Annotated in this window: 4 protein-coding genes and 3 riboswitches; all 4 genes read left to right on the plus strand. The window is 31.4% G+C overall.

Annotated elements, in window-relative coordinates; translation table 11 throughout:
• The first annotated feature begins 213 nt into the window (after positions 1–213).
• On the plus strand, positions 214–1227 hold the full coding sequence (locus IMX26_RS01245) for a hypothetical protein (protein WP_195159912.1): 1014 nt from the start codon (positions 214–216) through the stop codon (positions 1225–1227).
• A 111-nt stretch (positions 1228–1338) separates the two neighbouring features.
• On the plus strand, positions 1339–3048 hold the full coding sequence (locus tag IMX26_RS01250) for a HAMP domain-containing sensor histidine kinase (protein ID WP_195159913.1): 1710 nt from the start codon (positions 1339–1341) through the stop codon (positions 3046–3048).
• A gap of 265 nt (positions 3049–3313) precedes the next feature.
• A riboswitch (cyclic di-GMP riboswitch) is annotated at positions 3314–3399 on the plus strand.
• Between the two features lie 36 nt (positions 3400–3435).
• A riboswitch (cyclic di-GMP riboswitch) is annotated at positions 3436–3520 on the plus strand.
• Between the two features lie 22 nt (positions 3521–3542).
• A riboswitch (cyclic di-GMP riboswitch) is annotated at positions 3543–3620 on the plus strand.
• 12 nt (positions 3621–3632) lie between these two features.
• A complete protein-coding gene (locus tag IMX26_RS01255) occupies positions 3633–4418 on the plus strand; it encodes a transglutaminase-like domain-containing protein (RefSeq protein WP_195159914.1) in 786 nt (261 codons plus the stop codon).
• Positions 4419–4770: 352 nt separating this feature from the next.
• A complete protein-coding gene (locus tag IMX26_RS01260) occupies positions 4771–14898 on the plus strand; it encodes an immunoglobulin-like domain-containing protein (protein WP_195159915.1) in 10128 nt (3375 codons plus the stop codon).
• Positions 14899–14918: the final 20 nt, after the last annotated feature.

A 14918-nucleotide genomic window follows, 5' to 3' on the forward strand; every position in this document is an offset into this window, starting at 1 on the left:
TATGTTGTTAATTAGTTTCATAACAATGTTTAACTAAAATTTTATTTAGCAAAAACTGTATAGAGATGTTGTTATTAGACTTAATTGAGCAAGAATTTAAAGATTGTATAAGTGAATTGTGAAGAGAGTTTGTAGCCAATGTTTCACATCAAGTTCATACAGGTTTCACATTAAAGTTCTATAATGAAAACATCAAAATATAGGAGGTTTAATATGTATAAAAAAATAGTTGGAGTAGCATTAGCAACAGTTATGAGTTTAACAACATTAGGAGTTAATAATGTTAATTTGGGTGATGAGTTTAATTCAAAAAATATTGAAAGAGTAGAGGTAACTAATAGTCTAGAAAATCAAGAGTTAAATTTAGTTAGTCTAACTGGTAATGAGAGTATTCGTTACTTAATATGTAAAATTATGCACGTTCCAAGTTTTAAGAGTTTTCAAGAGTATAAAAGTAGGTTAATGGTTGATGTAACTGAAGAAGTACTAAGTAAAGCTGAAAATATTTATAATAAAGCTATGTTGCTAGATAAAGCTGGAAATATAGAAGAATTGAATAAAGTTTGGCTTGAGTTCAATAAATTAGGATTAGAGTATTTAGGACAATATGAATATTATGATTATTTTTACGAAACTGCACTCTTTAATGCTTTTATGCCTAAAGAAATAGAAGAAAAAGCAAAAAGTCTATATAATAATGCAATTAAAGCTGAAAAAGAAAATAATAAAGAAAAAGCAATTAAGTTATGGGCTGAATTGCAAGATATGAAGCTGTTTAATAAGGTTTTTGAACCTGAGGATACATATGAATGTTTAAAAGGTAATGGTATAAGATATATATCTTGTCTGCAAATCAATGAACCAGATTTTGATAGTTTTGATGACTATAAAAACAGACTTCTTGTAAATATTACTAACGAAGAGTTGGAAAAGGCAAAAGATTTATATAATAAAGCTATGTCGCTTCAAAATAGACGTGATTATAGTGGAGCAAATCATATATGGAATGAGATGTCTGAGTTAGGCTTATTAGAATATACTGACCAATATAAATTTGGACCTTTTGAGTATATTTCTCCTTTTATTAAGCAAGAACTCTCTGAAGAAGAGTATTTAAAAGCTGAAAGATTGTATAATGATGCTGTAAAAGCCGAAAAAGGAAATAATGCTAAAGAAGCGTCTAGACTATGGAACGAGTTACAAAGATTAACTACAATTTACAAATAAATTGTAATATTCAAACAATTATAAGCTCTCGTTTTTTAATAGGGAGCTTATAATTGTTTTCTGTATTTAAGTGTATAAATTAACTAATGTAGAATGTAAATGGGAGATAAAATGAGGAAATCGTTAACATGTAAAGTTTTTTTAATCACTTCATTATGTTTTACTTTAATTTTAGGTTTAGTTACTCTATTTACAACAGTGTTTATAGACAGTGTACATCAAAAAAAAGAAATTTCTTATGCAATTAAAAGTGTAAATAATTTTGTAACCCAAAACAATAAAAAAGATTGGACTCAAAGAGAACTTTATATCAAACTAATTCATACGAACATTAACAGTCAGGCATTATGTGAAATAGTAGACCCAAAAGTGGGTTTTGGTAGACCATCCAAAGCATATGATGACTTTCAAAGGGTATTATTTACTGTAGAGAGAAATGGAAATGATTTATATGATATACGAATATCTAAAAAGAAATATGATATTGCATTTGGTAAAAAAAATATTTTTAATGGAGATATGTTAAGAATTAAAGGATATATTAAAGCAAAAAGTATAATACCAATTCAAATAAATGGGGTTAACTTAGAATATGACAAAAACATAACACTAGATAAGAGTATAGATGATATTTTTTATGTGAGAGCAATATCATTTGACAATAAAGCTAACTACGAAGTTATCAGTGATATTTTTACTAAAAGAAATTTTATAGGTTTTGAATATTATATTTCCAAATCTCCAAATTTTGCTAGGCATCTATATTATAAAAGAAAAATTGAAAATACAAGTGGTAAGGTTTTAGCTGTGCAAGCTATTGTAATATTACAGCCTGTATATCAAACTATTAAATTGATTAAGGAATATTATGTTTACTTCTATATACTAGCATTAGGTGTCTCATTAGTTATGACATTTATTTACTCAAGAGTTGTAACAAATCCATTAAAAAAATTATCACATTCTGCAAGTAGAATGGCAAATATGGATTTTTCTGATAACTATAGTGTTAATAGTGAGGATGAATTGGGCATTTTATCTAAAAGTTTAAATACTCTTTCACGTAATTTAAATGATGCTCTTAATCAATTAAAAAGTGCTAACTATCAACTTAAACTAGACTATGAAAAAGAGCTTAAACAAGAAAAATCACGTAAGGAGTTTGTAGCGAATGTTTCACATGAGCTGAAAACCCCTCTAGGAATAATAAAGGGTTTTGCAGAGGGACTAAAGGATGGCATAAAAAAAGATAAAAGAGATTATTATATAGATGTTATTTTAGATGAAGTTGAAAAAATGAACATCTTAATTTTGGAGATGTTAGAGTTATCTAAGCTTGAGGCTGGAGCTTTAAAGCTTAAAGTTGAAGAGTTTGATTTAAATAAATTAGTAAATAAGGTAGCAGATGTATTTAAGTTACCTGTAAGTGATAAAGGTTTAGTTATTAGTATTAGTGGTTTGTTTAATAATGTTATAGCTGATAAATCGAAAATTGAACAAGTTATAATAAATTTAGTTGGTAACGCCATAAAACACAGTACCGAGAATAGTGAGATTAAAGTATATGGTGAAGTTAAAGATAATAAAAACTATGTATATATTAAAAATAAATGTAATCCACTAACAGATGAAGAGTTAGTGAATATTTGGCATAGATTTTATAAAACAGATAAGTCACACAATAGAGATAATGGTGGTACTGGCTTGGGGTTAGCAATAGTAAAAGCAATACTTGAGGTTCATGAATTTGATTATGGTGTTAATAACTGTAATGATGGGGTTATATTTTATTTTGCAGTTGATTTAAGTATTAAAGATTAGTAACAGTTGTATAGTTACACGTTAGCTAAGTATCAACAACGTAACTACTAAGATACTTCATTTAAACAATAAGTTACACTTGTGTTAGTAAAATACTTTTATTTTAGCTTGTCTACAAATATTTTGAGATAACCATTGTTTTTTGTTTAAACGTTTTTAATTATTATCATATTATAATTAAATTATGAAAAAAGTATCTTAATTATATGATATACTAATCATGAGAGGGTAATTAAAGTGCAGTCAGACAGTATTGACCGCAGTATTCTGTAAATAGCAAAACATATTAAAGTATGTGACGCAAAGCTATAGGGTCTAAGGCTTAAAAAGCTAGGATAGCCAGCTACCAGAAAAGTCTTTGATTACCATGTAATCTATAGATCTTTTCACGACAAACGGCAAACTAAGTGAAAGCTTAGGACGCAAAACTAGAGGGTCTAAGTCTTAATTGATATGACAGCCAGTTATCGAAAGAAGAGTTTTAACTTTTCTTTCCCAAATAAGGGCAAACCTGCTGTGAGGCAGGGACGCAAAACTATAGGGTCTTTGAAAAAAGATAGCCAGATGCTAAGGGAGAGGCTTAATTGAAAAGAATAGTATTAACTTTTGTAATGGCATTAATTTTAACGTTAATGTTTACACTAACAGCTGTTGCTGATAGTGAAATTATAAAGGTCAATACTGAAGAAAGCACTATTAGCATTAATTTAAATGTTAATGATTATTCTGAATTTAAAGTGATTGTGAAAAGTGAGAAAGGTAAGTATACTTATAATCTCTATTCACAAAGTGAAATTCTTCCTTTACAAATGGGTAATGGTAAATATACTGTTGGTGTTTACCAAAAAATTGAAGGTAAAAGATACAAGCTTGTTACTAAAAAAGAATTTGTATTAAATACCGAAGAAAATAAAGTATATTTAGCCAGCTCGCAAAATGTAACTTGGAATAATGAATCTGCTACAACAACTCTAGCACATCAATTAACAGAAAACCTTAAAACTGATAAAGAAAAGCTAGAAGCTATACATAGTTATATTATTAATAATATAACTTATGATAAAAGTAAAGCTTTAAGTGTAACTACTAGGTATAATCCTAACGCAGAAGCTACTCTAAAAGACAGCAAAGGAATATGTTATGACTATGCCTCTTTAACTGCAGCTATGCTGAGAAGTGTTGGTATTAAAACTAAGCTTGTTAAGGGAAATAGTACTTATACACGTTTTTATCATGCATGGAACGAGGTATTAATAGATGGTAGTTGGCTTGTAGTAGACACAACTGCTGATGCGGCTTATAATGCACAGGATATTAATGTATCTTACATAAAAAATACTGATGATTATAAAGCTGATAAAGTTTATTAAATATAGAATATTTAATCCCTCTCATAAATCGACATATTACTTCTATTTTTATAGAAGTTTTTTTATTTTAAACTTTAAAAAAGATTAAAAGAAATATGAATTTAAAGATAACTTAAATATATATGAAACATAACTTAAAAATGTTATTTTAACAATTAAATTTAGCTTTTTTTCATTGTTAAAGTAGGGGTGTTTTGCTATAATTATTTTGAACTTTTTGTTTCTAGAATTATTTAAACTGTAGATAAAATAGATGTTTAATGTTTGGAAAAACAAATGTATCATATTCTGGCTTTTTTATATACATGTGTTCTAAAAGTTCGATAGGGAATCTATTTACGGAGGTGGAAGCATGCAAGTAGCAAAAGGCAAAAAGAGCACAAAATTTTTGGCTTTATTATTATGCTTTGCATTAATTTTTTCTAATTTTACTTCAATTCAGGGTTTTGCTGAGACAGAAGAAGTTTTAAAGATAACTTCACAACAGCAAGAGGACAATACCAATAGACAAACTGCTGGAATTAAAATGCCAACAGAGAGCACTGAAAAAAATCTGAGACAAGAAGTAACTGAGCCACCGTCAGATACAACAGATGGTGATGATGATAAAGTGACTGAGCCAAACGATGAAGATGACGAAGTGACTGAGCCACCATCAGAAAACGAAGATGATGAAGATGACGAAGTAACTGAGCCATCAACAGATGATGAAGATGATGAAGATGACGAAGCAACTGAGCCATCAACAGATGATGAAGATGACGAAGCAACTGAGCCATCAACAGATGATGAAGATGACGAAGCAACTGAGCCATCAACAGATGATGAAGATGACGAAGCAACTGAGCCATCAACAGATGATGAAGATGACGAAGTAACTGAGCCATCAACAGATGATGAAGATGACGAAGCAACTGAGCCATCAACAGATGATGAAGATGACGAAGCAACTGAGCCATCAACAGATGATGAAGATGACGAAGTAACTGAGCCATCAACAGATGATGAAGATGACGAAGTAACTGAGCCACCATCAGAAAACGAAGATGGTGAAGATGACGAAGTAACTGAGCCATCATCAGATGACCAGCTTATGACCTTAATGATGGTTCCTCAATACCTTACAGAATTACCAAGCCCTAATATTAATCAAAATGCAGCTTATTTTTATGCTAGTGATTTTAGTGGAAGAACTGTTAAAATATTCCCATTGAAGTCTCTGGAGAATATTCACCATATAGAGCAGGTATCTGGTGTAGATAGTGGTTATACCGATATTGCCTCAAGTACAGGTAAACTGTATGGAGTAAGTTCTGGAATATGTGGTGGCTTATATGAAGTAAAAAGAGGTAATGATAAAAAAATAACAGATGAAGTATATGGTAATGCCTTACACTATGATGGTGCTGGAAAATTCTACTTTATGAAGGGTACTATTTTAGCATTTTATGATATAAATAATGATACAGTACAAGATGTTATTGATGTAGGATATTACAGTAAAGGTGATTTAGCATTTTACAATAACGATATCTACCTTTTAGGAAAAAGAAAACATAACTCTCATAGATGTTTGTTAATTAGAATCACACATGAGTTAAATGTTGAGGTTGTTAAGTACATTAATAATAACTCTTTTGGGTTAGCAGTGTGTGAAAATAATTTATATGTAGCTTATGACAATAAAGTGCAAGCAATTAATCCTAACACTGGTAATTATCTTGGTGAAGCGATTTTGGTACCAGGCTTAGGTTATATATATGGTTTAGCCCAAGCAAATGACGATTCTCAAATTACATATGTACCTGGTTATGTGTATTCACAGCATTACAAGATTAATCAATTACCAACGGTTAGTGATGAACAAAAATGGAGACTAGACTCTCATGACATAAAGCTTGGTTTGCCTGTAATTAAAAAATCTTTAACAGGTAGAAATAACTATACAAAAAACAGTACTGAGGCTGCGTTTTTAAAGCATGTACCTAGTGTTTTTCCAGATTCAAAATCTAAAAATGCTCAAAAAATATATGGATATTTAATTCCACAAGCTAATATCACAGATATTAGAGTAACAACAGATGACGGTGTGAGATTTTATCTTGATAGTGATTTAAATAACAATATTAATTTAAGCGATTTACTTATTGATAAGTTTATTGTACAGTCTAAAACAACGTATGAAACTAAAGTGAATTTAAGCAGAGGCACACCTTATCTTTATCAAATTAGCTACTTTAACTGGGGTGGTGCTGGTGCTTTATATTTTGAGTACAAATCAGACAATCATTGGACTAGAGTGCCTGCTAATTGGTGGCATATTAAATTGAATACAGCAATACCGTTCGAAAATACACCACCTACAATAGTAGTAAACCCAAGTAAAGAAACTATTTTTTATAACAATACCAGTTATAATATTAACCACGGAGTAACAGTTCATGATAATGAGCAGCCTGACTTAGCTTACCAAACAGATGATGATAACTTTGTACATGGTAATACAGGAGATACTGAAAAGGTTTATAACATAAAGTATACTGCTGAAGATGCCTTTGGTAAAAAAACAGAGGCAACAAGAAAAGTTACAATATTACCTAATCAGGCGCCAGTAGTAGAAGTAAATGAACCTATTATTAATATTGCTTTTAAAAGTGAATTTAATGATAGTTTAATTATGCAAGGTGTATCAGCTAAAGATGTTGATGGTTCGGTACAAAGTTTAGATTACAACATACCAATACCAATAGATACTCATCAGCAAAATACTAGTTTTATTATTAACTATATTGCTGTAGATAATGATGGCAAAGTAGGCTATGGTACTAAAACTGTTAAAATTGGAGCTAATCATAAACCGAAATTAACAGTGCCTAGTAGTATTAAAAAGATTCTTTTTGGTGCTCCAAGTATTAATCTACTTGAGGATATTACAGCAACTGATGTAGAAGATGGCAATTTAATAGATCAAGTTGTTTATAATCCCAAAACAATTGATACCCAGATAGCTACAACTACTGAGATCATATATACAGTTAGTGATAATGATGGTTTAACAAGTGAAGCTAGTAGGGATTATGAGGTACTTAATAATAATCCACCTCAATTAATTGTAAATAATGTTACCATAGAATATGGAGCTAACTTTAATGAAAGTGATTACAACAATTACTCAGTTAGCGATGTAGAAGATGATGCGCATGCACTTAAAGTAAAAGTAGCATACTTAGGTAAAGTAAATACCTATCAACCTAATAGCTACACTATAAGTTATACAGCTACGGATTCTGCTGGTGCTAAGGTTACTAAAGATAGAATAGTTACAGTGGTAGATACAAAAATGCCTACAATAAATAACGAATATCCTACAGTAACCATTAAGCTTGGTACTAAGTATGGACTTAATGAAATTATGGCAGGTGTTAGTGCTAGTGATCCAGTAGATGGACCACTTAATGTAACTTATACTGGTAGTGTTAATACTAGTATAGTAGCTCAGTATAAAATAACATACTCAGCCAAAGACTTTAACAATAATGAAGTCACCTGTACCCGTATAGTTAATGTAGCAGATAAAACTGATCCTACTCTTACAGTAAATCCACTAAGAATAGTGGTGCTAAAGGGTGATAAAATAGATGACTATTTTATGGGAGTTAGTGCTACAGATAATTATGATACAGATGTAAAAATCACTAAGAGAGGAACAGCAAACACCAATAAAGAGGGAGACCATAAAGTAACATATATTGCCACAGATGACTCTGGAAACAAAACAGAGGTAACACGAATATACCATGTTAATTATGCTCCAACAATTATTACAAACGGTGTAAGGAATGTGTATTTTGGTGAAAAGATTAATGTATATAGTGAAATAACCACCAATGATCAAGATGGAACAGTTGAAAGTGTTATTGCTGAGCCAAACACTATTGACTCTAAAACTGTTGGTGCAACAATAGTAAAATATACAGTTACAGATAATGATAAAGCAGTAACTGTTGGATTTAAAACATTTAGTGTTAAACAAAATAATCCACCTGTTTTAACCATAAAAAGACTTAACCCTAATCAACTAGTAGACACAGTTGAATATGGAGCTTCATTTGAGATGTTTAACGGTGTTTCAGCAAAAGATAAAGAAGATGATAAGTTAGGTTTTAAGGTAGAAATAACATATGACAACGAGCTGGATACTTCTAAGGTAGGAATACATTCCATAGAGTATACTGCAACTGATTCAGAGCTTGCTACTGATAAAAAAATACGAGTAATAGCTGTTATAGACACTAATAAACCAACAATAACTAATAAAATAGCCAATGTGGATTTATTATTGGGAGATACTTACAATAAAGCTGATATCTTGGCTGGAGTAGAGGCCAAAGATAAAGTAGATGGTGTCTTACCAAGCAGTAACATTAGCTATACAATTAAAGACAAAAATAACCAAATTGTAAGTGAAATTAAATCTGACCTAGTAATGAACTATACCATTACTTATGAAGCAGTAGATAAACATAATAATAAATCCAATGAAGTTACCAGAACAGTAAGCGTAAAAGATAAAGAAGCACCTGTTTTTGAAGCTTACAATAATTATATTGTAGTACAGCAGGGAGCTACTATAGATTATTTAGCTGGCATAAAAGCCAATGATAACTACGATAGTACAGTTCAAATTAAACATGATGGTGATATAAACACAAAAAATCCGGGTGAGTATACTGTTACCTATACAGCAACAGATAGCTCATTAAACGAAGCTAAAATAAAGCGAACTTATAGAGTAAATGCCAAGCCAATAATTAACATAACTAATCCAAGTCAAGAAGTATACTATGGAGAGCAGAACATTGATGTATTAGCAGGTGTTACTGCAAACGACAGTGAAGATGGTGACCTTACAGCTGTTATTGATGTGGATCTTAATACTATAGACTCAACTATAGTTGGTTCAAAAAAAGTAACATATGAAGTTGTAGATAAAGACGGTGCTAAAACAATAGCAACAAAAACATTTACAGTGTTACCAAATAAACAACCTGTTTTAACAGTGAATGCTATAAATGAACCAATTAAATTTGGTAGTAAGTTTGATACCTTAACCGGAGTATCTGCAACAGACTATGAGGATAAAAAACTTGGTCTTGATGTAGATATAAAATTTGATAAAAAAATTGATACAACCACAGCAGGTAACCAAACAATTACCTATACTGCAACCGATTCAGCAGGAGCAAAAGTAACTAAAAGCAGAACTGTTACAGTTGCAGCGAATACTGCACCAGTTATAACATTTAAAAATAATGAAACAGTAATTACCTTTGAATATGGTGTTGTAGTAACTAAAGAAATGCAACTTAATAATGTAGAAGCTAATGATAATGAAGATGGAGTTATAACTGATATAACTACCGATGCTGAAGCTAAAGCTTATGCTGTAGGAGACCATATCATTACTTATACAGCAAAAGATAAACATGATTTAGTAGGTACTAACTCAAGAACAATGAGAATTAAAGATACCGAAGCACCAGTACTAACTAATAAAATAGCCAATGTTGACTTAGTATTGGGAGATACTTATCCTAAAGCTAAAATCTTAGCTGGAGTAGAGGCCAAAGATAAAGTAGATGGTGTCTTACCATGCAGTAACATTAGCTATACAATTAAAGACAAAAATAACCAAATTGTAAGTGAAATTAAATCTGACCTAGTAATGAACTATACCATTACTTATGAAGCAGTAGATAAACATAATAATAAATCCAATGAAGTTACCAGAACAGTAAGTGTAAAAGATAAAGAAGCACCTGTTTTTGAAGCTTACAATAATTATATTGTAGTACAGCAGGGAGCTACTATAGATTATTTAGCTGGCATAAAAGCCAATGATAACTACGATAGTATAGTTGAAATTACACATGATGGCAAAATAAACACAGACAGTCCGGGTGAGTATACTGTTACCTATACAGCAACAGATAGCTCATTAAACGAAGCTAAAATAAAGAGAACTTATAGAGTAAATGCCAAGCCAATAATTCACATAGCTAATCCAAGTCAAGAAGTATACTATGGAGAGCAGAACATTGATGTATTAGCAGGTGTTACTGCAAACGACAGTGAAGATGGTGACCTTACAGCTGTTATTGATGTGGATCTTAATACTATAGACTCAACTATAGTTGGTTCAAAAAAAGTAACATATGAAGTTGTAGATAAAGACGGTGCTAAAACAATAGCAACAAAAACATTTACAGTGTTACCAAATAAACAACCTGTTTTAACAGTGAATGCTATAAATGAACCAATTAAATTTGGTAGTAAGTTTGATACCTTAACCGGAGTATCTGCAACAGACTATGAGGATAAAAAACTTGGTCTTGATGTAGATATAAAATTTGATAAAAAAATTGATACAACCACAGCAGGTAACCAAACAATTACCTATACTGCAACCGATTCAGCAGGAGCAAAAGTAACTAAAAGCAGAACTGTTACAGTTGCAGCGAATACTGCACCAGTTATAACATTTAAAAATAATGAAACAGTAATTACCTTTGAATATGGTGTTGTAGTAACTAAAGAAATGCAACTTAATAATGTAGAAGCTAATGATAATGAAGATGGAGTTATAACTGATATAACTACCGATGCTGAAGCTAAAGCTTATGCTGTAGGAGACCATATCATTACTTATACAGCAAAAGATAAACATGATTTAGTAGGTACTAACTCAAGAACAATGAGAATTAAAGATACCGAAGCACCAGTACTAACTAATAAAATAGCCAATGTTGACTTAGTATTGGGAGATACTTATCCTAAAGCTAAAATCTTAGCTGGAGTAGAGGCCAAAGATAAAGTAGATGGTGTTTTACCAAGCAGTAGCATTAGCTATACAATTAAAGACAAAAATAACCAAATTGTAAGTGAAATTAAATCTGACCTAGTAATGAACTATACCATTACTTATGAAGCAGTAGATAAACATAATAATAAATCCAATGAAGTTACTAGAACAGTAAGCGTAAAAGATAAAGAAGCACCTGTTTTTGAAGCTTACAATAATTATATTGTAGTACAGCAGGGAGCTACTATAGATTATTTAGCTGGCATAAAAGCCAATGATAACTACGATAGTACAGTTCAAATTAAACATGATGGTGATATAAACACAAAAAATCCGGGTGAGTATATTGTTACCTATACAGCAACAGATAGCTCATTAAACGAAGCTAAAATAAAGAGAACTTATAGAGTAAATGCCAAGCCAATAATTCACATAGCTAATCCAAGTCAAGAAGTATACTATGGAGAGCAGAACATTGATGTATTAGCAGGTGTTACTGCAAACGACAGTGAAGATGGTGACCTTACAGCTGTTATTGATGTGGATCTTAATACTATAGACTCAACTATAGTTGGTTCAAAAAAAGTAACATATGAAGTTGTAGATAAAGACGGTGCTAAAACAATAGCAACAAAAACATTTACAGTGTTACCAAATAAACAACCTGTTTTAACAGTGAATGCTATAAATGAACCAATTAAATTTGGTAGTAAGTTTGATACCTTAACCGGAGTATCTGCAACAGACTATGAGGATAAAAAACTTGGTCTTGATGTAGATATAAAATTTGATAAAAAAATTGATACAACCACAGCAGGTAACCAAACAATTACCTATACTGCAACTGACTCAGCAGGAGCAAAAGTAACTAAAAGCAGAACTGTTACAGTTGCAGAGAATACTGCACCAGTTATAACATTTAAAAATAATGAAACAGTAATTACCTTTGAATATGGTGTTGTAGTAACTAAAGAAATGCAACTTAATAATGTAGAAGCTAATGATAATGAAGATGGAGTTATAACTGATATAACTACCGATGCTGAAGCTAAAGCTTATGCTGTAGGAGACCATATCATTACTTATACAGCAAAAGATAAACATGATTTAGTAGGTACTAACTCAAGAACAATGAGAATTAAAGATACTGAAGCACCAGTACTAACTAATAAAATAGCCAATGTTGACTTAGTATTGGGAGATACTTATCCTAAAGCTAAAATCTTAGCTGGAGTAGAGGCCAAAGATAAAGTAGATGGTGTTTTACCAAGCAGTAGCATTAGCTATACAATTAAAGACAAAAATAACCAAATTGTAAGTGAAATTAAATCTGACCTAGTAATGAACTATACCATTACTTACAAAGCAGTAGATAAACATAATAATAAATCCAATGAAGTTACTAGAACAGTAAGCGTAAAAGATAAAGAAGCACCTGTTTTTGAAGCTTACAATAATTATATTGTAGTACAGCAGGGAGCTACTATAGATTATTTAGCTGGCATAAAAGCCAATGATAACTACGATAGTACAGTTCAAATTAAACATGATGGTGATATAAACACAAAAAATCCGGGTGAGTATATTGTTACCTATACAGCAACAGATAGCTCATTAAACGAAGCTAAAATAAAGAGAACTTATAGAGTAAATGCCAAGCCAATAATTCACATAACTAATCCAAGTCAAGAAGTATACTATGGAGAGCAGAACATTGATGTATTAGCAGGTGTTACTGCAAACGACAGTGAAGATGGTGACCTTACAGCTGTTATTGATGTGGATCTTAATACTATAGACTCAACTATAGTTGGTTCAAAAAAAGTAACATATGAAGTTGTAGATAAAGACGGTGCTAAAACAATAGCAACAAAAACATTTACAGTGTTACTAAATAAACAACCTGTTTTAACAGTGAATGCTATAAATGAACCAATTAAATTTGGTAGTAAGTTTGATACCTTAACCGGAGTATCTGCAACAGACTATGAGGATAAAAAACTTGGTCTTGATGTAGATATAAAATTTGATAAAAAAATTGATACAACCACAGCAGGTAACCAAACAATTACCTATACTGCAACCGATTCAGCAGGAGCAAAAGTAACTAAAAGCAGAACTGTTACAGTTGCAGCGAATACTGCACCAGTTATAACATTTAAAAATAATGAAACAGTAATTACCTTTGAATATGGTGTTGTAGTAACTAAAGAAATGCAACTTAATAATGTAGAAGCTAATGATAATGAAGATGGAGTTATAACTGATATAACTACCGATGCTGAAGCTAAGGCTTATGCTGTAGGCGACCATACCATTACTTATACAGCAAAAGATAAACATGATTTAGTAGGTACTAACTCAAGAACAATGACAATTGAAGATACGGAAGCACCAGTGATAGAAAATAACTTAGCTGAAAAAACAATTACAGTAGGAACTGAGTATGGTGATAGCGACATCCTTAGTGGCGTAAGTGCAAGTGACCCAATTGATGGAGAGGTAGCAGTTACCTACGTAATAGAGTTAGTAAAAGCAGATGGTAGTAAAGAAAAAGTTAGCGCAATTGCCAAAGATAGCTTAGGTAAATATCTAATAACCTATTCAGCAAAAGACAAAAATGGAAACTTGGCAGATACAAAAGAGCGTACTGTAGAGGTAATTGATGATGTAAAACCACAACTAAGTATAAACCCAAATAGAATTAGGGTTTTACGTGGAAGAACAGTTTCTAACTACTTATATGGTGTAACAGCAACCGATAATTATAATACAAACGTTACAATAAAACATAATGGACCAATTAATACTGATTCTTTAGGTGAAAAAACTGTTGAGTATGTAGCTAAGGATGCCTCTGGTAATGAAGTAAAGGGTACAAGGGTATATGTGGTGTATGAATATTATTATCCACCAACACCGCCAGAACCTAAGCCTGAACCTAAACCAGAACCACCAACTCCAGAAACACCTACTGAGCCAGGAGATGAAGAAATTATTGAAGACGATGAAACTCCATTAGGTGTTGTTGAGTACTTTGATCCTTATATTCATGGTTATGAAGATAAGACATTTAGACCAGCAAATAATGTAACAAGAGCAGAATTAGCTGCTATGATTTCAAGAATACTAAAGCTCAATTTAGATGAACCAACTGATATTAGCTTTAGTGATGTAGCAGAGGGTAAGTGGTATACTAAGTGTATTTTAGCTGTATCTAAGTTAGGGTTATTTAATGTTTACGAAGATGGAACATTTAAACCTAATCAGGCTGCTACAAGAGCTGAGGTATCATATTTATTCTCACAATACTGGAAATACCTTAACATTGAGGTTAATAATCAGGCTGATTACTTTACAGATATAAAGGGACATTGGGCTGAGGCTTATATTAATCAAATGTATAATGCTGGTGTAGTAAACGGATTTAAAGATAAAACCTTTAGACCTGATACTGCCTTAAAGCGAGAGCAGGTTGTTGTTATAATAAATAAACTTATTGGCAGACCTGTGTTACAGCCAGAGTCACCTTCATTCCCTGATATGCCAAAAGAACATTGGGCATATGGTGAAGTAGAGGCTGCAACTGTTAGCTTTGAAAGAGAAAAGCAAGAATAGAAATATAATAACCTAAATAA

Source organism: Clostridium sp. 'deep sea', assembly GCF_014931565.1.
In the GTDB taxonomy this organism is placed as follows: domain Bacteria; phylum Bacillota; class UBA994; order PWPR01; family PWPR01.

Bases quoted from the DNA above. Each gene is read 5' to 3' on its own strand.
- IMX26_RS01245 (WP_195159912.1), top strand. From the start codon at position 214: ATGTATAAAAAAATAGTTGGAGTAGCATTAGCAACAGTTATGAGTTTA.
- IMX26_RS01260 (WP_195159915.1), top strand. From the start codon at position 4,771: ATGCAAGTAGCAAAAGGCAAAAAGAGCACAAAATTTTTGGCTTTATTA.
- IMX26_RS01250 (WP_195159913.1), top strand. From the start codon at position 1,339: ATGAGGAAATCGTTAACATGTAAAGTTTTTTTAATCACTTCATTATGT.